Here is a 21882-nt window from a genome sequence, read left to right on the forward strand (position 1 = left end):
CTAAACATCCTTAATGTTTTTCTAAGTATTCTACAATCTTTGCTGATGCATTACCATCCCCAAATACTTCCTTGTATGTTGGATTAACCTCTTTATTTACTGCATCTAAAATCTTCTCTACATCTGTTCCTACAAGTATATTTGCATCATTTTCCAGAGTTTCCACCCATTCTGTTTGTTCACGAACCGTTACACAAGGAACCTTCATAAAGTACGCTTCCTTTTGAACTCCACCTGAATCCGTAACAATCTTTATTGCTTGATCCTCTAAAGTTAGCATATCTAAATAACCTATTGGATCTATGATCTCTAACCCAGGAATTTCATCTATATTTATACCGTATCCTTTTAGCTTGTTTTTCGTTCTAGGGTGAATCGGCCAAACTTTTTTCCCCTCTATTTTTGAGAATGATTCCAAAATATTTCTCATTTTCTCTTCATCATCCGTGTTTTCTGCTCTATGAATTGTGATTAAGTAATAGTCTTTCCCTTTAAGCTCTAATTCAGTAAGAATAGACGTTTTTTCTTTAGCTAATTCTTTATTGTAAAGAACAGCGTCATACATCACGTCCCCAACATTCACTACATTTTCATGTACATTTTCATTTTTTAAATTTTCAATAGCAGTGTCTGTTGGACAGAATAAATAATTTGAAACATGATCGGTCATGATTCTATTAATTTCTTCTGGCATTTTTTTATTAAAGCTTCTTAATCCCGCCTCAATATGTATTACGGGAATGTGAAGTTTTGAGGCAGCTAAGGATCCTGCCAGTGTAGAATTTGTATCTCCATACACCATTAGGTAATCTGGCTTCTCGTCTACAATGATTTCTTCAACCTTTGCTAACATTTCCCCTGTTTGCTTACCGTGATTCCCAGAACCAACACCTAAATAGTAATCAGGTTTAGGAATATTAAGCTCCTCAAAGAAAATATCTGACATATTGCTGTCATAGTGTTGCCCTGTATGAACAATAATTTCTTCGTATTTTTTTCGTAATTCTCTTGAGACAGGAGCCGCTTTAATGAATTGTGGTCTTGCACCTAAAATAGTTAAAATCTTCAATGGTCTTACCTCCATAATAATCAAAGAACCCTACGCAGATTCTTTGATCGATTTTTTTCTTATATCTTTATCCACTCTACTAATTAGTATCATAATAATTAGGAATATCCATCCTCCTGCAATCCACAAATTATGAATTGAGGATTCTTGAATATATATGATTCCTACTACACTGATGATCATAGATAGAAATAATATAGACATTTTCCCATAAGAAACAGGAACATAATATAGTTTTTGACTCTTTTTAAAAATAAACGTAATAGCAGATAAATAACTAATCAAATATGCTGCTACGGCACCCCATACACCAAAAGGAGGGATTAGAGTTACATTTAGTATGATGTTCACAATCCCTACTATACCAAATGTATAAGAAATTATTCCTGTTTTCTTTTGAATAAATAACCCTACTGAGATAATTAAATAATAGAAATTTAAAAAAGTTGCAGCTGAAACTAATGCTACGTATTTATAGGCTTCTGTATACTTCGGATCTAGTATTTTGATAAGCCATGGCATTACAGTTGCTATCGCCATTACACCAAAAATGCCTACTAATAATATCAAGTAGTATACTTTTGAAAATAGTAGAGGACTGTCCTCTTTATCTTTAATGGACATAGAATAAGGTCTCCATGCCATTTGCACTCCACTGGTAAGCAAGGTGATTATTGTAGCAAATTTTGTAGCGGCACCGTATATTCCAACGTCCTCTAAGGTTCCATAATACTTAATAAAGAAAGCATTAGAGTTAGCAATAATCCAAAATGCTAAAGAAGCAGGCACAAGTGGAGTAGCATATTTCAAAATTTCTTTAACCGTCATCATATTAAAAGATGGCTTAAAATACTTCCAACCAAAAAACAGAAGCATAAAAAAGACAAAGGCGTTACTAACCATTCTCCCCATTAGTACACCTTCAGGGGTACGATTGAAAAAACGAATGATTACGTATGAGATGACCGCAATAAGAAGCATTTTTAGCACGGTAAAAATAACAACTCGTATGGTTTTAAAGTCAAATCTAAAAACCATTAACATGACTACGACCATCGTATCAAAAAATAAAACCCCAGCCGCCCAATAAAATAGGGACTGATAAGAAGCATTATCAAAAAATTCAATCGCTAACCACTCGCCAAATACAACAGCTACCATAAATAATATAAAAACGATAAATAATCTAAAGTACATGACCGTTCTAACGTACTCTAATTTTTTATGTTCATTTTTTGTATCAAAATAATAATAAGAGAGAGCCGAGTCAGTCCCAAAAATCACTAAAAAAATTAGCATGGACGTAATTCGATCCATAATATCTAATACTCCATACTCTGCAACAGTTAGGTAACCTGTATAAATAGGAAGCATTAAAAATGCGATTAATTTGGTGCCAACATTCATAAAAGCGTAAAGGAGCGAATCCGCTCCTAAACGCTTTAATTGGGATAACAAGGTTATAGTAGCTCCCGACTATCTACCATACGAAGGTATTTAGCTGGAAGTCCTTTTACTACGGTTTTTTCTTCTGTATCTTTTGTAACAAGGGCACCAGCGGCTACAAATGTTTCTTCTGCAATAGTGACTCCTGGAAGAATAATTGAAGCTCCTCCAACTCTAGCACCTTTTTTAATGTGTGCACCTTTAATTTTTTCAAATCGCTCTTCTGTACGTCCCATATAGTTGTCATTTGTTGTCGTAACACAAGGAGCAATAAATACATAATCCTCTAAAGTGGTGTACGCTGTGATATACGAGTTAGATTGGATTTTTGATCTAGTCCCAATCTTTACATGATTTTCAACTGTAACGCCTCTTCCAACGATAACAAACTCGCCTATTTCAACGTTTTCTCTTACAGTTGCTAAATCAGCAATCAGTGTATTCCCACCAATGTTAGCACCTCGGTAGATAACACAATTAGCTCCAATCGTACAACCTTCTCCAATTACCAAAGCAGGAATGTCTTTTTGCAGCTTAACAGTACTTGTTTTTCCGGGCTTTGGCCCTTTCCCAAGAACAGCACCGTCATCTATTGTTACATTATCGCCAATTACTGTGCCTTCTTGAATGGACACACGATTCCCAATTTGAACATTTTTTCCGATATGAACATTTTTCTCAATGACTGAAAAATGACCAACCGAAACTGATTCATCTACCTGAACAGACTCATCAATAAAATTCATGTTCTCTCCACCTTTGCTTTTTATCATTAAAGTTTAACGTATTTATTTACTTTCTTGATGTCTTTCATTGCATTTCTTGTGTCAAAGATAACAGGGCTTTCTTCAGCAATTAGATTGTAGTCAAAATTACTGTGATCCGTTGTTAATAGAACTAGGTCAGATTGGCTTAGAACTTCTTTCGTTAATTCCACTGGTTCAATCGTATTACCTGATGATCTAAAGGATTTTACATATGGGTCAACTACAGTGTAATCTGCACCTTGTTGTTCTAGAAGCTCAATAATCTTTAATACAGGGGATTCGCGAACATCCTCAATATCTTTTTTATAGGCTACGCCTAATACGGTAACCTTAGCTCCACGTAGAGCTTTACCGTCTTCATTCAAAATTGACATAACACGGTTAATTACGTATTCAGGCATACTATTGTTGATTTCACCTGAAAGTTCAATTAAACGAGTATGGTAATTGTACTCTCTTGCTTTCCATGTTAAATAGAATGGATCGATAGGTATACAATGTCCGCCAAGACCTGGTCCTGGGTAGAATGCCATAAAACCATACGGTTTCGTCTTCGCAGCATCAATAACTTCCCACACGTCAATCCCCATTTTTTCACAAAGAATAGCCATTTCATTTGCTAATGCAATATTAATATGACGGAATGTATTTTCAAAGATTTTTTCCATCTCAGCAATTGCTGGACTTGACACTTCAAATACATCGCCTTCAAGAACATTACGATATAAAGTTGCTGCTACTTCCGTACAGTTTTCTGTTATCCCACCTACAACTTTTGGTGTGTTTTTTGTTTTGAATTGTTTATTACCTGGGTCTACCCTTTCAGGGGAATAAGCTACGAAGACCGTTTCTCCCGTAACAAAGCCTCTATCCTCTAAAGCTACCTTTACAATTTCTTCAGTCGTTCCTGGATAAGTAGTTGATTCAAGAACCACTAAAATGCCTTCATTAGCATGTTTAGCGATTTCTTTTGATGAGCTTTCAACATAAGAAGTATCTGGTTGCTGGTGAATATCTAAAGGTGTAGGCACGCATATAGCTACAGCATCAACATCTTTAATTCTTGCGTAATCAGTAGTCGCTTCGATATGTCCACTTTTAACCATTTCAGCGAGATCTTCGTTTACTACATCACCAATATAATTGATGCCACTATTTACTTGCTCTACTCTTGAAGCTTGTACATCAAAACCGATGACTTTGTATCCTGCTTTTGCTTTTTCAACAGCTAATGGTAATCCTACATACCCTAACCCTACTACTCCAATTACAGCATCTTTTGATTTAATTTTATTTAATAATGTTTCATATGCACTCACACAAACATCTCCTTTAATTCTACTTAATAAATACTTCTTTCCCTGTTTCCGCGGATTCTAAAATAGATAATATTAACTGTACAGGAGCCATACCATCTTCACCTGTTACAATAGGTTCACGATTTTCTTGAATTGCCTTTACCATATCTTCAATAATCCATTGGTGACCAGGCTTACCAAAAGGATCGTTTTGGATTTCTTCCTTCGTTGAACGCACTTCTTCTTCGTTGATGCCTTCAATATCCCATGTCTCAATCAAATTGGCTGTTCTTCCACTAATTTTAGCTGAGCCTTTTTCTCCAAATACGGATAAAGATTCTTCTAGATTCTTAGGGTAAATGGTTGTAGCTGCTTCGATAATCCCTAATGCACCACTTTTAAACTTCACTATTGCTCCAGCTACATCTTCCGTTTCGATTTTTCTTAATCGAGTGGCTACCATAGCCTGAACAGATTCGACTGGACCCATTAACCAAAGCATCAAGTCTAAATTATGAATCGCTTGATTCATTAAAACACCACCATCAAATTCCTTTGTACCTCTCCAAGGAGCTTGATCATAGTATGCTTGGTTTCGATTCCATCTCACAGTGGCATTGGCGTGACTCATTACACCAAATTTTTCATTAGCAACTTGCTCTTTCAACTTTTGAATCGCTGGTCTAAAACGATTAGGGTGAACTACTGCAAGCTTAACACCATTTTCTTTTGCTACCTTATTCATTTCAACAGAGTCTTCCAACTTTAATGACATAGGTTTTTCTACAATAATATGTCTTTTTTTCTCTGCCACAATTTTGGTTAATTTAGCGTGTAACCCTGAAGGGACACAAATATTTACGACATGAATATCTTCATTTTCAATTAACATTTCTTCCAGATCCGTATATGTTTTTACGTTCTCTGGAGCTTCTTTGAGTCGGTCTTCGTTTGTATCACATATTGCTGTTAGGTTAGCTCCTTCTGCACTTTGAATAGCTTCAATATGCTTTTTAGCAATATGTCCCATACCAATAATGGCAAAGTTAATCATGTTTGTAATTCCTCCTAGCGTTTTCAATGTACTTCATCAGAATAAGAAGTCCTATTGTTAACACGAATCCAATAAGAGCACCGACTATTGAGCTTTCTTTCCAATATGTTTTAGGTTTTTGGATTTCCACACCGAACTCTTTGGGCATTTCAAAGAATTCAAGGTCTCCTCTCTTTCGATGTTCTATTTCAATTGCTTCGTTATAGGTATTTTCTTGTTCGTTAATTAATTGAGCCAATGCCTCATATTCTAGGGATGTACCTTCAAAGCTCAATAAATCCTGTTTATATTCTTTTAAAAGCTTATTCAAACCTTCTGACTGTTTTTCAAGCTTATCAAGATATACATTAGTAGCGTCAAATCTATTTTGAACATTGATATTCAAAGCTTCATAATATTTACTGGTTATTAAGTCTAAATCTTTTATTAATTTATCCTTATCTTTACCTGTTAAAACAAATTGAACATAATCATTTCTAGGTACATTGACTTCTAATGAATCATTATGTTTCTTATAATCAAATTCAATATGTTTTTTGTCTTTTAGCTCTTCTTTATTAACAGAACCAATAAAAACAGTCTTTTCTACTTGAATATTAGAATCATGTTTGATTAAATAAACAATCCCAGCACAAAGAATGGCTGTTATCAGAGGTATTATGATAAAAAAATGCTTTTTCTTCCAAAAAAACATAAGGTACTCATATAAAACAAATTTTTCATCATTTTTCGACAATTGAAGTCACCAACTTTCAGAAGTCAGTAAAGAAAACGCCCCCGTAAAGGGAACGTTTTCTCCCTGTTTCTATTTCTTAAAAAACTCAACGATTTTGGATACAACATATTCTTGTTGTTCAATTTTAAGTTCTGGGAACATTGGTAGAGATAATGCTTCTTCTGCAGCTTGATCTGAAATTGGGAAATCTCCTTTTTTATAACCAAGTTCTGCAAATACGGGTTGAACATGAAGTGGCAGTGGGTAGTAAATCATACTCGCAACTCCTTGTTCTTTTAAATACTGTTGCAACTCGTCTCTTCTTTCCACTCTAATCGTGTATTGATGGAAAACATGATAGTTTCCGTCTTTCTCAACAGGTGTTTGAACGAATCCTTCCAACTGCTCATTTAACATCCTTGAATAGTTATCTGCTTTCTCACGTCTTAATTCACTCCATTTATCAAGGTGAGGAAATTTAACGTTTAATACAGCAGCTTGAAGTTCATCTAACCGGCTATTATAACCCAATACGTGGTGGTAATATTTAGGCTTACTACCATGTACACGAATCACTCGACATTTCTCAGCAAGATCTTCATGATTGGTTACGATCATTCCTCCATCGCCATAGGCTCCAAGGTTTTTCGTAGGGAAAAAGCTATATGTAGCAGCAGAACCTAATTCACCCACTGACTTCCCATTTTGTTTTGCTCCGATAGCTTGTGCAGCATCTTCTACCACACCTAAATTATGTTTGTTGGCAATCTTAGAGATTTCTTCCATATCAGCCATTTGCCCATATAAATGTACAGGGATAATCGCTTTTGTTTTTTCTGTAATCGCTTCTTCTATTTTATTTGGATCAATATTAAATGTTATAGGATCAATATCGACAAATACCGGTTTAGCACCAGCACGTGCAATAGCCCCACCTGTTGCAAAAAATGTAAATGGTGTCGTGATTACTTCATCTCCAGGTCCAACTTCTAGAGCTTGTAATGCAATATGAATTGCGTCACTTCCGTTTCCACAACCTATCCCATAATCAACGCTACTATATTTAGCAACATCTTCTTCTAACTTTTTAACATTGTCACCTAATATAAATCGAGATGAGCTCATCACTTCATCTAGGACCTCTAAAACTCGAGGCTTTAAATCTTGATATTGTTCACTTAAATCTAGCATTGGTACTTTCATAATAAATACCCTCCAAATTTTCCAAAAAATAAATGTGTCGAAATACATGTATAGTTTATCACAAACATCTAAATTTCGACGTTTTTTTTTATGACAAATTCATTATAAATAAGTTACATTGAATTTGATAGAATTATTCATAAAAAAAGCTATTTGTGTCATATTATGACACAAATAGCTTCATAAACAAAAGTTAATGACGACCATAAGACTTATGACCAGTAATTTTTCTATATATTGATAAAATCGGTTTGTACTTTACATGTACAATTCCGATCAGTTCCGCAATCAATTCTGTGATAATAAGCAATCCAAAAATGATAAACACACTACCCCATAAAGTTGATTCTGAAAGCAATAATGCTGCTACACTAAAGAGGATACCAAATCCGTAAATCGCTAAAACTGTATTACGGTGAGTTAATCCTAAAAACAACAAACGGTGATGCAAATGGGATTTATCCGGCTCTGATATTGGTTTTTTATTCACTATTCGTCTGACAATAGCAAATGTTGTATCGAATACCGGCACACCTAATATAATAATCGGTATTAAAAAACTAAAGAGCGTCACACTTTTATATAAGCCCAGTAATGACAGAATCGAGATAGAGTAACCTAAAAATAACGATCCTGTATCCCCCATGAATATTTTCGCTGGGTGAAAGTTATAAAAGAGGAACCCAATGATGCTTCCGAGCAATATGAGAGCGAGAGTGAAAATTAATTCTTTCCCTGCCATACCAGCAATGAAAGCGATAGTTGCTATGCCAATACCTGATATCCCAGCAGACAGCCCATCAAGTCCATCAATCAAATTAATTGCATTTGTAATGGCTACTATCCAGAATATTGTTACAGGATATTCCCAATAACCTAAATGTAACTCTCCTACATAGGGAATTGAGATAAAATCGATTGTTAACCCTGAAGCCACAATAATTCCCGCAGCCACTAACTGACCTAAAAGTTTTATCTTTGCACTTAATTCAAATTTATCATCTAAAATTCCAATAAGAACAATGACTATAGCACCTATTGAAATTGCTGTTACCTTTTCTTCATGTAATCCTGCAGTAAAGAAACCTGCAACTACTCCAATGAATATAGCCAATCCACCTAAGCGAGGCATGATCTTACTATGAACTTTTCTTCCATTCGGTTTATCAGTTGCACCAATTTTCTTTGCGAATCTAATGACAAATGGCGTAACAATCAGCGTCGTGACTAATGAAATAATAAAAGCTAATATTATCTGCAAATTCATACATCATCACCTTTAATAGGTTTATTATTAATATTTCCATGCCCTGTATATCGTATCACATCTATTTGGTTTGGCAAGATTTTTTTCGTTTCCACGTATATTTTTTAAACTCCTTCTACATACTAAAACGTTGTTTAGCTATATACAGAGGGGAGTAAATAATTACCAATAGTCCAAGAATTTGTTTATTATGTTATAATTCCTCATGAAATGAAATTTTTAAAGCTTTTAAAAAGAGGAGAAATTAATATGGTAGTGAAGAGTCTTCGTAATCTATTTACCCAACAATCAAAAGAACTAAAACCATATATACAAGTGGTCAACAAAATAAACCAACTGGAGAAGGAAATTTCTGTCTTATCGGATGAAGAACTTAAATGCAAAACTTCTTATTTTAAAGAAGTACTTTTAACTGGGACTCCATTGAATGAACTTAAGGCAGAAGCTTTTGCAGTTGTTCGTGAAGCTTCAAAAAGAGTTCTCGGAATGAGGCATTACGACGTACAATTAATAGGTGGATTAGTATTATTAGAAGGAAATATAGCTGAAATGCAAACCGGGGAAGGAAAAACTTTAGTAGCTACCCTACCAAGTTACCTGCGTGCCCTGGAGGAAAAAGGTGTTCACGTTGTTACTGCCAATGAGTATTTGGCATCTCGAGATTTCGAACAAATGGGAAAGGTTTATGAATTTCTGGGATTGTCAGTCGGGTTAAATATATCTAGCCTAGATGAAGAAACTAAAAAACAATCCTACCTAGCTGATGTTACCTATGGAACAGGTAGTGAATTTGGTTTTGATTACTTAAGGGATAACATGGTGTATGAAAAGGAACACAAAATTCAAAGACCGTTTCATTATGCCATTATCGACGAAATTGACAGTGTATTAATTGATGAAGCAAGAACCCCACTCATTATAGCCAATAAGTCCAACTTTGGAGCAGAACTATTCCAAATAACTTCCTCGTTGGTAAGTGTCTTTCAATCTGATGTAGATTATGAATACATTTCGGAGACAAAACAACTATACTTGTCCGATGAAGGATCTTATAAAATTGAGGAAGCTTTTGGTATTGAAAACTTGTATGATTCAGAACACCAGGAATTACTCCATCATGTGATGCAATCATTAAAAGCAAAAGTTATCATGAAGAAAGATGTGGATTACATCATTCGTGATGGTGAGATTAAACTAGTTGATCAATTCACAGGAAGAATTATGGATGGACGTACATTTAGCGACGGACTCCATCAAGCCATCGAAGCGAAAGAAAATATATTAATTACAGAAGAAAACGTAAGCCAGGCAAGTATTACGATTCAAAATTATTTTAGAATGTACAACATCCTTTGTGGTATGACAGGTAGTGCAACTCCTGCAAAAAAAGAGTTCTTCGAAACTTATCAAATGAGTGTACTCACCATTCCAACTAATCGTCCTTTAATCCGAGATGATTTTGATGATATTGTTTATGCAGCGGAAGCTGACAAACACAAAAAAATCATCCAAGAAGTGAAAGAGATACATTCTACACAACGACCAATATTAATTGGTACAACTTCTATTGAACAATCTGAAAAACTTTCTGAAGAATTAAGAAAAAACGGAATAAAACATCGCGTATTAAACGCAAAAACGGTTGAAGATGAGGCAAAAATGATTGCCACTGCTGGACAAAGGAACGGAATAACAATCGCTACGAATATGGCTGGCCGCGGTACTGACATTATGTTAGGAGAAGGCGTAAAAGAACTTGGCGGATTGTATATCATAGGTACCCAACGACATGAAAGCTTTAGAATTGATATGCAACTTAGAGGACGTTCAGGAAGACAAGGAGATCCTGGTTCTTCAAAATTCATTATCTCTTTAGAGGATGACCTATTTGTCAATTATGATGAAGAAGAAATGGAAAAATTCCTAAAAAGGGTTAAAACGAACTCAGAAGGGCTAGTGCTTACACCAAATCCTCATAAGTTTGTTAAAAGTGTCCAAGAAACGGTTGAATCTAACCACGAATCCTCTAGAAGGCATATTTTAAAGCTAGATACTGTTATTAATCAACAAGGTGAAGTTATTTATGAATTAAGGAATAGACTACTTAATTTAGCACTCGAGAATGTAATTCAAGAATTTACTGAATACCTTAAGAAATCTGTTCAAACAAAACTAAACCACTACTTGGTAGAAGAAAACTATATATCAACTGAAAAATCACGCAATTTACACACTGAATTATCTACTTTACTACTAGACTTACCGTCTGTTAGTAAACTGGAAGAAATAGACAAATCCGAATTGCAGAAAATGATTGATCCCTACATAGTAGAATCAATCGAACGGATATCAAATTTTCAAGCTTCTGAAGAACTAGCTATAAAACTAAGACAATACATGCTCCAATCCATTGACAGGAACTGGATTAACCACTTAGAAATCATAACACTTATTAAAGATGGTATTCTACTAAGAGGATATGCCCAAGAAGATCCGTATCGAATGTTTGAGCAAGAAGCACTTAATGAATTTGAAAATCTAATGGTAGAAATTCAAATGCAAATAAGCACTAGTTTTATAGAATTTATTAAATCTATCAATATATCAAACGAAGATATTCAACGAGAGGAGAGTGAATATGATGAACATATTTAAAAGAAAAACACGTAAAAACAATGATTCAAATATCACAAGCAGTGAAGTTCCAACAAATTCATCTTTGGAAGAAGAAAACTCAACAGTTAAAACCTCATTGATATTCCATTCTGATTGGGAAATGTCGGAACAGGAGAAATACGTTTATAAATTCAAACACGCACAATTAACACCTTTAAAGAAGAATCAAATATCTATTAGCGGCATGAAAATATATGATTATAATGAAGGTTTTGTTACAGTTGCTTTTATTCGTAACACACTTGATAAACCAATCAAATTCGAGGAAGTAGATTTACTATTATTAAATGAGAACGGCCAAGCTTTCGCAAAAAAAAGATTTGACCTAACTTCTTTAAATGATTTGCAGGCAAATAGTTGTATGCCATGGAGGTTCCTTTTTGCTAAAGAGGACCGGCTACAAGATATTCCCTCTACGGAGAATTGGACCATTGCATTTGAATTAAAGAATAAATCATCTGTACAAGAAGAGCACTCTTTAGAATTAGATAAATCATGGGAAAACACCATTAGTACTATCCAAAAAGAACATCTGCAAACTATTGTTAAGCAGTTGCCTCAACTATCTCAAGGAGAATTAAATCTTTTTGGAATCTCTGCTGAGTTTGATGCTCAAAAAAACTTATCCATTACTTTATTGTTAAGAAACGGAAGTAATACAATTGTAAATATTGAACAGTTACCTATTCAATTGGTGGATGCTAAAGGTGATTTAGTTTGTAAAGGTGGATTTAAATTAAACGATTTTAAAGTTAACCCAAATACAAGTAAGCCTTGGAGCTTTGTTTTCCCTGATGAATTAGTACTAAAGAAAAATCCAGATTTCAGTTCTTGGAAAGTACAAATCATCCAACATTAAAAAAAAGAGAGTAGAGGAATTCCTCTACTCTCTTTTTTTAATGTTTTAATATAGTGAGATATGGGTAGGCATATTAGTAATATAGTAACCGCCGCCAACACTGTATTGACCACCGTAAAGTGAATCATAACCATAAACTCGGTATTTAGAACCTGGATACAGGATGCGTGAGAATTCTAGTGAATTATCACTATTTCTCTTCCATAGGTTAATAGGTTTATTTATGACTACGTAACTGTAACTAGGTGGAGCTGCATTATACTCTTCTTCATGATCTATAAAGCTCCTAGCCCCCAGATACCTAGTTTTATAATATGTATTATTGAGATTGGATACTACTACGCCACTATCGGAGGCATGAATAAACTCGTTATCACCTACATATATCCCCGAGTGTGACGGACCAGCCTTGTATGTAGTGAAAAACACTAAATCTCCAGCTTGAAGTTCACTATCGCTAATCTTTTCCCCTTGATAGAATTGATCAGCACTTGTTCTAGGTAAAGAAATTCCGTGGTTTGAAAAGACATAGGTTAAGAATCCTGAGCAATCAAATCCAGAAGGAGTGGTACCTCCCCATTTATAAGGTACACCTGTGAATTTCTTAGCAAAATTCACAATTTGAGTTCCACTTGTAGAAGCTTCAACACCAGACTGACCTGACAACATCACGACCATAGACAAGAGAACAACAACAGAGAGCTTTAGTAGTTTTTTCATTCGAAATCTCCTAGCAATGTTTTGTTAATACAATCTTAATATAGATTAAACTTTCAAAACATTTCATTTATGTTAAAATTTCAACATAATATGACAATTGGATTACAAAAAAAAAAAAAAAAAAAAAAAACTAAGACATTTTTGTTAACGGGTTCGGTTTTCGAGTACAAAAACTAAATTAGCACACCAATTAGAAGTCCAATTCGCAACTGAATTGGACTTCTCTTTTTTGTTGATTTATTAGGGTTTTTATATAAAAAGATGACAAATTCGCACCCGAAATCGTACATCTTTTAACAGGGTGACAAAAGTTATTGTCGTCGTGCGAATTGATATGATAATTCTAATTGGGGTGTTAAAAATTCAGAGGGGGGCTATTGGTTTTATATGTTAAAATAAAAGAAGCTTACTGTAATAACTGGAGATGATGTTTAACTGTTGAGTAAAAGTTGGGGGGAATTTAACTATGAAATTTAGTAAAACATATATTGATAATTTCTTTAATAACATAAATGATTATCATTCAATGGTCGAATTGTTTACTATAGCATATACTGAATTAAAAGAACAAAGCTCCTTACCTGATTGGTATGTTGAATTAAGAGAGATAATTAATTGGCAAGCACATTCCGATAGGTCGGGAGTTTGGACATATTATGAAATATTAAATGATACTTCAGCCACAACACTTATAAGTAGACTTAGAGCAAAAGAAGAAAATGAAATTCTTACTATGTATATGATGGGGATAAATAAATGCAGTAATGAAACCATAATGGAACAGATTGATAATTGGATTTTGGAGAATGAAGAGAAGATATACCAACACTTAAGTAATATATTTATAAGTAATAAACATTGGTTTTATAGTATCTAATTCAAAACTAACAACTGTCTTAAGGGCATTTTATGTTGCCATAATATAAGTAAAAGGACTTGGAACCATATCGGTCGCCAAGCCTTTTTATGCTAATTTACCTACCCAATTGGATGCTAATTCTAATGCGAATTACTATGTGAATAGCACTGTTTATTCAAATTTTGTACTTCAAAACAGAACCCGTTACATTTTTGTCCTAGGGTTTTTTTTACGAAAATTCTGGCCAGTTTTTCTGATATTCATCGTTCTCAATTTTGTCAAGAGTTCTATATTGAAATGGTTCTAATTCATCTTTTTTTACTTTAATATGTTCAACCGCCATCTCGTATGGTATTAATTCAAAATGTTCTTGGTTTTCAGAAACTAAATAGATGCCATTTACTTTCCCTCTGTTTTTACGATCTATCGTAATAATAGAAGGGTAAAATGTATTATTGTTGGCCATTAAGATTGCTTTTGCAGAAATAATTTCATTTTCATCTATTTCAATAGGATCATTACTGATACGATCTAATAGTTTTGTAGCCCATCCTTGTTTTTTGTAACCGCCAATAATTTTAGGAGGGCTACTATTATTTATATTCTGTTCTGAATTGTTGCTCATTTCTAAAAACTCCCTCCGCCAAACAACTTAAAAATTAATTCTTTAATAGAGTAGCATATTCAAATTTGAAAGACAATTTCACACTTATTATATTATATTTACCATTTTACATAAAAAAGCAAGAAAAACAATAGGGAAAATTCGGAATAATTAACCAATTATACCATTAATTTGTATAATTAGCCACTACATTCCTCCTCTATCTATTTTTGAAATTAAAATGTAAGACTTAGGAGCTTTTGTCTTTAAAATATTTCTTGTAGATTCACTGTTGTAGAAAAACGCAAAACACTCTGCAAAATATTCTTCGCTATAATTTTGGTAATATCCTGTATATGGAAAAATATTCTTCGCTTCCTCTTTCCACACCGATTCAAACTCATTAGAGAAAGATAGACGATTAAGGATGACTTTATCAATTGTATGACCTGCTTCATGTAGAATTAAATTGATTGACCCATGGCCAGTTCCGATAGATAACTTTGAGATATTTAAGGCGATAACCTTCCCCCCACCAATACCAGGCACATCATCCCACGTCTTTCCTGTTTCTTCCCACCCTCTTGGTACTTTTCCTTTTAAATGTGAAAATTCATTAAGGTCTGTAATGTTTGTAGAAATTAATTTTATATGAACAGTGTTCTTATCTAATTCCTTTAAAAGGTATAAAGGCAATTTGTATAATATCTCTTTAACCTGTTTTATTCTTTCTGCATTTTCATCTTGAGTAGATAGATTGATAATAATTTGATCAACTAATTTTTCTTTTTCTTCTAAATCTTGATTGAAATAAAAATCTTTTTTAACTTTCTCAATTTTCCACTTTGATGGAGTGTTATACATAATATATCCTTTCATATTCGTAACTACATATGAACCACCAACAGAGAATTGTAAGTTAACTGGATTGTATGCATACACACGATACGTTTCACCAGGATATAATATTCTTGAAAAGACTAGGCGATTACTTTCCTTTTTCCATAAGTTTATGGGCTTAGTAATGGTTAGTTTTCCTATTTGTCCAACTTTAAGCTCCATCCCATCCCAATATACTTTTGCGTCTGCTATTCTTGGAGAATAAATAATAGAAAAGACAAAAATAATTATCATAACTTTATGAATAATTCCATTACGATACATTAAGAAACGCCCCTTTCTATAAAGTGAATATTATTTTTTATTATACTGTGATTTACAAACTCTTCGAAGAGATTTTACTATTAAATGAATAATAATTAAGAAGAAATAGTGCGGGATAGTGAATTGGAAAATGAGAGATTCTATGAAAGGACTTCGTTTCTTTAAAAATAGCATAAAGAAGATGTCGAAAGCATGAGAAGTTTGCCTTCACTGAAAATTTAATTCAAGATGAACTTGTCGAAAAAACTCTAATACACGTATAATATGCTTTAGTGACAAATTAAAAGATTGACAGGAGTACTTCACATTGATATTCAATTCCTATGAATTCCTTTTCGGTTTTTTGCCGGTTACTCTGATTCTTTATTTTTTAATAAATAAAATTGGTAATAGCAAAAGCTTTTCAAAATGGTGGCTAATCTTTACCTCTTTATTTTTCTATGGATTTTGGAATGAGAATTATTTGCTATTAATCATCGTATCTATTTTTACTAATTATTTTATAGGCAAAATGTTTAGTAAGTCCGTTTCCAAGAGAAAAGGTATTTTGATCTTTGGCATTTTTTTTAACCTTTCTTTATTAGGTTATTTCAAATATTATGATTTTTTCATCGAAACCGTTAACAAACTATTTTCATTTAATATTCCTTTTCTTCATCTTGCTTTACCATTGGCTATAAGTTTTTTTACTTTTCAACAAATTGCTTATATCGTAGATTCTTACAGAGGAGAAACTAAAGACTATACATTTAGGGACTATGCACTGTTTGTTTTGTTTTTTCCTCAGTTAATTGCTGGCCCAATCGTCCATCACAAGGAAATGATGCCTCAATTCCAGAATTCTGTAGGTATTAACTATGAAAACATAAGCAAAGGTTTATATATTTTCTCAATCGGTTTGTTCAAAAAAGTAGTGTTAGCTGATACATTTAGTGTTTGGGCGACAACAGGTTTCTCACACCCCTCGCAGTTAACATTTATTGAGTCTTGGATATCTTCCTTATCTTATACTTTACAATTATATTTTGATTTTAGTGGGTATACTGACATGGCTATAGGGGTAGCTCTTTTATTGAATATTAAACTACCTGCAAACTTTTTATCTCCATATAAAGCAAGAGATATTCAAGATTTTTGGAGACGTTGGCATATTACATTAAGTCGGTTTTTAACCCAATATTTATATATTCCATTAGGAGGAAACAAGTTAGGTTTATTTAGAACCTATTTAAATATTTTCATTGTATTCTTTTTAAGTGGATTATGGCATGGTGCTGGTTGGACCTTTATCATTTGGGGAATTCTACACGGAATCGCCTCAATTACCAGCAGATACTGGAAGAGTCTTGGCAAACCCCTTCCACATTGGTTCGCTTGGTTTGTTACCTTTCAATTTGTCAATGCTGCCTGGGTTTTCTTCAGAGCCGACGATGTAAATGATGCACTTAGCATTTTAAAGAGTATGATTTCTATTCAAGAATTACCACGCATTGTTAATTGGGACTATTTGTATTCTCTAAATATCATTGAGTTATCTAGTAGCTCACTATTGAAATTATCTTTATTTCTATTAGGTGGACTTGTGATTGTATTATGTACAAAGAATTCTATTGAAAAGATGGAATCTATGAAATTAGATTGGAATCTTGCGTTTTTCACCGTAATTCTATTTATCCTTTCTATTTTGAACATGACAAAAGTTAGTGAATTTCTATACTTTAATTTTTAGGTGATTATATGAACCCTTATCTGAATTGGTTAAAAAAAGTAATAATCGCTTTCGTTCTATTTGTAATCAGTATTGTTCTACCTATCATTTCATTTAATTATTATATTGACCCTCTTTGGTTATTCGGTCATAAAAATCAATGGAATGATATACAACAAGGATTTAACGAGCGACAGCAAAAAGTGAATAAATGGACTTTCTCTGAAAGCAAAAAACAGACCGATGCTTTATTATTGGGTAGTAGCCGCTCAACCTATTTAAACGAACATGATTTTAAGGGTATCAATGTCTACAATTTTGCTGTTAGTTCTATGCAAGTCGAGGAATATGAAGGGTATGTAGAATATGCTAAATCTCAAACAGGAAAAGAATTTGACTATATTTTTTTAGGATTGGATTTTTTTGCAAGCAATACATTTCGACCTGCTCCAGAAAAAAAGCCATCCTATTATATTGAGAATACAAACAGCTATCTATACCGTCTTAAATCATTAGCCTCCATTGATACTCTTAAAAAAAGCATAGTGGATTTCCAATCATCTAGAATTAATAAGCCAACGTTTATTGACCATCGCTATTATTCAAGGACAAATATTGCCAAACCTTTTAGTGCACCAATTGATCTTGTGAATAGACGTATTGAAACAAATATCTATGAACATTATCAAATGCCTGAACGCTATAAATATGATTCAAATATTAAAGATATGCTCATTCGATTAAAGGAGAAAAACCCTCATACAGAGTTTATCGTCTATACTACACCTATTACGTATCCGAGAATGGCCGTTGAACTGCAACAAAAAGAATATTGGCAAGGGTACACAAATTGGTTAACAGATATTGTAGATGTTTTCGGTGAAGTACATCACTTTATGACGGTAAATAAGGTAACAACAAATCTTAGCAATTTTGTTGATTCTCATCATTTCAAACCAGAGATCGGCTCTGATATCATTGATCATATTTGGAATAAATCTAATCAAACTAACGAGAATTTTGGGGTCGATATTACCAAGAAGAATATTGATGAATCGATAAAATCAACTAAGCGAGACTTAAAGGAATATGAGAATTCAATATTCTCTTACTTAGAACCGATAAAAGGCACTAAAATCTTTGAATGGAACACTGCTAGGTTCCAGGGACCATTAAAATCTAGTTCAATATTAGATCAAACACATCCTTTTCAAATAGTCGGACTTAAAGGTGATTTTCAATTTATTAATAAAGATTCTTCTTTACTCATTCAACCAACGAATGTTAAATCATCACCCCTTATTCAACTTGGTTATCAACTTGATGAATCTATAGAAACAAAGAGTGAGAAAAGATTATCTGTGATTATTTCTTTAAAGGGATTGGTGAAAAATCCTGGGGATGTCCAGCTTTTCATTCAGGATCAGGCTAACGATACGTGGGAAGGGGTAAATTACAATACAATTATCAGTCCTAATCAAACACGTGCATTCAAGGTAAGCAAAGTAATTCGTGACCATCCTTCTTCTGTTTTATTCGGGATTAAGTGGACAGCAGATAATGAGTCTGAATGGGTTCAAATTGAAAAAGTAGAAGTATTTGAAGAATGACATTTTGACGTTTTCTAGTCTTATCGGAAAGCGTCATTTTTTATTTTCAAAATTAATCTTTTACTATAAACTTTTTGTTAAATATTCCGTTACTACTATTATAAAACTATTTACTGAGAAAGGATTTATTATGACAAGGATTACCCATATTTGTTTTATTGTTTTTTTATTTGTGTTTTCTTTTTCAATTCCCTCTAATGCTCAATCGAATGATATTTTAGAAGAGGTACGTGAAAACATAAAAAATCATTATTATAAAACAGTTGATGACCATATTCTTAATTTGTCTTCATTAGAAGAGATTCTTTCCAATCTAGATCCTTATTCAACATACTTTTCACCTGAGACCAACTCATCTTTTCAAAATTCGATCAATAATAAATATATTGGGATAGGAATTGCCCTTTCTCATGAACATAACAAATATATTATAGAGCATGTTTACCCTTCATCTCCTGCTGACCTTGTAGGTATTGAGGAAGGGGATCAAATTTTGCAAGTAGACGGGGTATCTATCGTAGAATTAAGTACAGAAGAAGTATTACATAGGTTAAAAGGAGAGGTTAATACTGAGATATCGTTAACGATAAAAAGGCTTGATCAAACAAAGCGCTTTTTATGTATGAGAGAGTATATTACCCTTCCCACTGTAACCTTTAAAAAGTTAGGAGAAAATGTGGGATATTTATCTATAAGCAGCTTTAGTCAAAGCATGGTTAGTGAGCTAGACTATTGGATTAACCAATTTCCCGATACTGACGACTGGATTATTGATCTTCGAAACAATCCTGGAGGATATGTCTCTGCTGCTCTAAAGATGATTGGAATGTTTCCAAATGTTGAAGATGCAATTATTGTTGAAAATCAATATGGTAGAGACATGATTCATCCACTTTATCAAAATAGCAAATTTAAAAACCGAGTGGCTTTATTAACAAATTCATTTAGTGCCAGTGCATCAGAAATTGTCACAGCAGCTGTAAAGAATACGAAAAATGTACAAATTTACGGAGGTCAAACATATGGAAAAGGATTGATGCAATCAATCATTCCTCTTTCTAACTCTGGTTCTCTTAAATTGAGCACGTATCAGTTTTATACACCAACTGGAGAAGAAATCCATAAAAAAGGAATAGCACCAAATATCCAAACACTTCTACCCTTAAAAGATGCACACCATGACTTGATTCATGCCAGGTACCCATCTTACAAGAGAATAGCTTCATTAACATCCATTTCAACCACCTCACTGTTTTCTGTTTCATTTAGTCAATTGGTGGATGTGACTTCCTTTCAGCATTCTATGGTTACGTTGGAAACATTAGGTGGAAAAAACGTATCCGTCATTCTTTATGGGAACAATCAGAATCTGTTTGTCCAGCCTATGGAGGAATTAATTCCAAACGAAAGATATGTACTTATCCTTCATCCTGGATGGCATTCAAGTGACGGAAAAGCTTCTACAGTAGGAACTATTTTAGATATTCAAGTTTCCAACAACGAAACTATCAATCCGGTAGATATTGAATAAATATATATAGATTAAGAAAAACTTGAAATATTGAGTGATTCTAACAATATTTCTATCTATTGGATATTATATTAATGCCAAACTACGGTTTGATTAAACTACATTTACAAAAAGGATTTTCGATAGATATTCATATACTATATAAGAGGTAATTTAATTGAGTTACTTTACTTCTTTAAGGATGTGACAATCATGAGTAAGACACGTGGACATATCACGGAAATCCATTTTCTAAGGGCTATTGCCTGTTTACTTGTTCTTCTTGTCCATGTTTCTGGTTCGTTCTATTATGAACATGGAGAACAATACAATGAATTTACTTTATTTGTAAATCAAATCAGCCGTTTTGGTACTCCTATGTTTGCTTTAATTAGTGCTTTTCTTCTGTGTTATCAAACAAAAATGAAAGGTTTTAATCTTAATAGATTTATTTCTAGCAGGTTTACAAAAATAGGCCTTCCTTTTTTATTTTGGAGTGTCTTTTATTTAGTATTTATGTATTTTGTTCAAGACTCTAATCCCCTCGAAACGGGAAAAAGATTATTTCTTGTTAATTTTGCTTTTGGTAATTCTTTTTATCATTTATATTTTATGTCGATTGTATTTCAATTTTATTTATTATTCCTTGTATTACAGCTTTTTCGATCTAAAAAGAGTTGGACGTTTTTACTGATCATATCAATTATTATAAATGTTTATTTCTTGCATTCATTTCAGCCTGGTCAATATGAAGGTATCATTGGAGTTATCCTTAGTCAGAGGGCATTCTTACCTAATTGGATCTTTTTCTTCATATTTGGTGGATTTTTAGCCTATTTCTGGGATCCCTTATTAGATGCAGCTAAAAAATACTCTTTATATTCAGGTATAGCTGTACTATTGGTTGTCCTTGCTGCTGTTTGGGAATACAAAGTTATGGGTTCGATTGATTCAAATCGTTCAAGTAATATCATTAATATTCCTTTAATTACTATATTTATTATTGGCATTGGGGACCGTATAAATCAAAACAAGTGGATCAGTCGTTTTCTGACTCAAATCGGTACGTTATCCATGGCCATATACCTTGTCCATCCGTTCGTATTGTATTGCTTTCAGGCATTTGCTCCTAAACTCGTTTGGCATACAGCAGCCTTTCCAATCGTCTTTGTTATCATCTTATTAGGTTCGATTGGGATGATAAAGGTAATTCAAGCGGTACCTTGGAATCACTATGTTCTGACTATTCCTAAAGTCAAAATTACTAATCAAAAGAAAATGGTAGGAAATATTCCTTTTGATGTGAACTCTACTTTTCAAAAGTCTTAGTAACGGCATAATTATTATTTTCAA

At 33.3% G+C, this 21882-nt stretch carries 18 protein-coding genes; 7 read left to right on the forward strand and 11 right to left on the reverse strand.

Annotated features, from left to right (window positions below):
• Window positions 1-10 precede the first annotated feature (10 nt).
• The 8 genes from wecB to IQI_RS06710 form a co-directional block, all read right to left on the reverse strand.
• On the reverse strand, window positions 11-1069 hold the full coding sequence (gene wecB / locus IQI_RS06675; RefSeq protein ID WP_064091873.1) for a non-hydrolyzing UDP-N-acetylglucosamine 2-epimerase: 1059 nt from the start codon (window positions 1067-1069) through the stop codon (window positions 11-13).
• 30 nt (window positions 1070-1099) lie between these two features.
• Window positions 1100-2527, reverse strand: a complete 1428-nt coding sequence (locus tag IQI_RS06680) for a lipopolysaccharide biosynthesis protein (protein WP_064091874.1) — start codon at window positions 2525-2527, stop codon at window positions 1100-1102.
• Between the two features lie 2 nt (window positions 2528-2529).
• Window positions 2530-3261 carry an acyltransferase gene (locus tag IQI_RS06685; RefSeq protein WP_064091875.1) on the reverse strand — a complete coding sequence of 244 codons (732 nt, stop codon included), beginning with the start codon at window positions 3259-3261 and terminating at the stop codon, window positions 2530-2532.
• A gap of 26 nt (window positions 3262-3287) precedes the next feature.
• The gene (locus IQI_RS06690; RefSeq protein WP_064091876.1) at window positions 3288-4601 is read right to left on the reverse strand and encodes a nucleotide sugar dehydrogenase; all 1314 of its coding nucleotides are present in this window, start codon (window positions 4599-4601) and stop codon (window positions 3288-3290) included.
• Window positions 4602-4620: 19 nt separating this feature from the next.
• On the reverse strand, window positions 4621-5634 hold the full coding sequence (locus IQI_RS06695) for a Gfo/Idh/MocA family protein (protein WP_064091877.1): 1014 nt from the start codon (window positions 5632-5634) through the stop codon (window positions 4621-4623).
• Window positions 5627-6370: a hypothetical protein gene (locus IQI_RS06700; protein WP_064091878.1), complete on the reverse strand. Its 744-nt coding sequence runs from the start codon at window positions 6368-6370 to the stop codon at window positions 5627-5629. The genes IQI_RS06695 and IQI_RS06700 overlap by 8 nt, the downstream gene beginning before the upstream one ends.
• 69 nt (window positions 6371-6439) lie before the next feature.
• Window positions 6440-7552 carry a DegT/DnrJ/EryC1/StrS family aminotransferase gene (locus tag IQI_RS06705; protein WP_064091879.1) on the reverse strand — a complete coding sequence of 371 codons (1113 nt, stop codon included), beginning with the start codon at window positions 7550-7552 and terminating at the stop codon, window positions 6440-6442.
• A 193-nt stretch (window positions 7553-7745) separates the two neighbouring features.
• On the reverse strand, window positions 7746-8819 hold the full coding sequence (locus IQI_RS06710) for a glycosyltransferase family 4 protein (RefSeq protein WP_064091880.1): 1074 nt from the start codon (window positions 8817-8819) through the stop codon (window positions 7746-7748).
• Window positions 8820-9068: 249 nt separating this feature from the next.
• On the opposite strand from IQI_RS06710, the gene secA2 reads away from it, so the two are divergent.
• Window positions 9069-11474 carry an accessory Sec system translocase SecA2 gene (gene secA2, locus IQI_RS06715; RefSeq protein ID WP_064091881.1) on the forward strand — a complete coding sequence of 802 codons (2406 nt, stop codon included), beginning with the start codon at window positions 9069-9071 and terminating at the stop codon, window positions 11472-11474.
• Complete coding sequence (locus IQI_RS06720) at window positions 11458-12354, forward strand: accessory Sec system S-layer assembly protein (RefSeq protein WP_064091882.1); 897 nt, start codon at window positions 11458-11460, stop codon at window positions 12352-12354. The genes secA2 and IQI_RS06720 overlap by 17 nt, the downstream gene beginning before the upstream one ends.
• A 45-nt stretch (window positions 12355-12399) precedes the next feature.
• Here the strand turns inward: IQI_RS06720 and IQI_RS06725 are convergent, their stop codons facing one another.
• A complete protein-coding gene (locus tag IQI_RS06725; protein WP_064091883.1) occupies window positions 12400-13074 on the reverse strand; it encodes a C40 family peptidase in 675 nt (224 codons plus the stop codon).
• A 466-nt stretch (window positions 13075-13540) separates the two neighbouring features.
• Between IQI_RS06725 and IQI_RS06730 the strand changes: the two genes are divergently transcribed.
• The gene (locus IQI_RS06730) at window positions 13541-13951 is read left to right on the forward strand and encodes a hypothetical protein (RefSeq protein ID WP_064091884.1); all 411 of its coding nucleotides are present in this window, start codon (window positions 13541-13543) and stop codon (window positions 13949-13951) included.
• 211 nt (window positions 13952-14162) lie between these two features.
• Here the strand turns inward: IQI_RS06730 and IQI_RS06735 are convergent, their stop codons facing one another.
• Together IQI_RS06735 and IQI_RS06740 are read right to left on the reverse strand one after the other, a co-directional pair.
• Window positions 14163-14558, reverse strand: coding sequence for a hypothetical protein (locus IQI_RS06735; protein ID WP_064091885.1), 396 nt, complete (start codon window positions 14556-14558; stop codon window positions 14163-14165).
• A 186-nt stretch (window positions 14559-14744) separates the two neighbouring features.
• A complete protein-coding gene (locus IQI_RS06740) occupies window positions 14745-15701 on the reverse strand; it encodes an anthrax toxin lethal factor-related metalloendopeptidase (protein ID WP_231893394.1) in 957 nt (318 codons plus the stop codon).
• A gap of 307 nt (window positions 15702-16008) precedes the next feature.
• Between IQI_RS06740 and IQI_RS06745 the strand changes: the two genes are divergently transcribed.
• The 4 genes from IQI_RS06745 (at window position 16009) to IQI_RS06760 (ending at window position 21858) form a co-directional block, all read left to right on the forward strand.
• Window positions 16009-17430, forward strand: a complete 1422-nt coding sequence (locus IQI_RS06745) for an MBOAT family O-acyltransferase (protein ID WP_064091886.1) — start codon at window positions 16009-16011, stop codon at window positions 17428-17430.
• Window positions 17431-17438: 8 nt separating this feature from the next.
• Entirely contained in the window at window positions 17439-19019 is a 1581-nt protein-coding gene (locus IQI_RS06750; RefSeq protein ID WP_064091887.1) for a hypothetical protein, read from the forward strand.
• Between the two features lie 130 nt (window positions 19020-19149).
• A complete protein-coding gene (locus IQI_RS06755) occupies window positions 19150-20550 on the forward strand; it encodes a S41 family peptidase (protein ID WP_156509857.1) in 1401 nt (466 codons plus the stop codon).
• Window positions 20551-20742: 192 nt separating this feature from the next.
• Window positions 20743-21858 carry an acyltransferase gene (locus IQI_RS06760; protein WP_064091889.1) on the forward strand — a complete coding sequence of 372 codons (1116 nt, stop codon included), beginning with the start codon at window positions 20743-20745 and terminating at the stop codon, window positions 21856-21858.
• The last annotated feature ends 24 nt before the right edge of the window (window positions 21859-21882 follow it).

The organism is Rossellomorea aquimaris TF-12 (genome assembly GCF_001648555.1).
GTDB lineage: Bacteria > Bacillota > Bacilli > Bacillales > Bacillaceae_B > Rossellomorea > Rossellomorea aquimaris.

Bases quoted from the DNA above. Each gene is read 5' to 3' on its own strand.
- IQI_RS06685 (WP_064091875.1), bottom strand. From the start codon at position 3,261: ATGAATTTTATTGATGAGTCTGTTCAGGTAGATGAATCAGTTTCGGTT.
- IQI_RS06695 (WP_064091877.1), bottom strand. From the start codon at position 5,634: ATGATTAACTTTGCCATTATTGGTATGGGACATATTGCTAAAAAGCAT.
- IQI_RS06705 (WP_064091879.1), bottom strand. From the start codon at position 7,552: ATGAAAGTACCAATGCTAGATTTAAGTGAACAATATCAAGATTTAAAG.
- IQI_RS06710 (WP_064091880.1), bottom strand. From the start codon at position 8,819: ATGAATTTGCAGATAATATTAGCTTTTATTATTTCATTAGTCACGACG.
- secA2 (WP_064091881.1), top strand. From the start codon at position 9,069: ATGGTAGTGAAGAGTCTTCGTAATCTATTTACCCAACAATCAAAAGAA.
- IQI_RS06720 (WP_064091882.1), top strand. From the start codon at position 11,458: ATGATGAACATATTTAAAAGAAAAACACGTAAAAACAATGATTCAAAT.
- IQI_RS06725 (WP_064091883.1), bottom strand. From the start codon at position 13,074: ATGAAAAAACTACTAAAGCTCTCTGTTGTTGTTCTCTTGTCTATGGTC.
- IQI_RS06730 (WP_064091884.1), top strand. From the start codon at position 13,541: ATGAAATTTAGTAAAACATATATTGATAATTTCTTTAATAACATAAAT.
- IQI_RS06735 (WP_064091885.1), bottom strand. From the start codon at position 14,558: ATGAGCAACAATTCAGAACAGAATATAAATAATAGTAGCCCTCCTAAA.
- IQI_RS06740 (WP_231893394.1), bottom strand. From the start codon at position 15,701: ATGTATCGTAATGGAATTATTCATAAAGTTATGATAATTATTTTTGTC.
- IQI_RS06750 (WP_064091887.1), top strand. From the start codon at position 17,439: ATGAACCCTTATCTGAATTGGTTAAAAAAAGTAATAATCGCTTTCGTT.
- IQI_RS06755 (WP_156509857.1), top strand. From the start codon at position 19,150: ATGACAAGGATTACCCATATTTGTTTTATTGTTTTTTTATTTGTGTTT.
- IQI_RS06760 (WP_064091889.1), top strand. From the start codon at position 20,743: ATGAGTAAGACACGTGGACATATCACGGAAATCCATTTTCTAAGGGCT.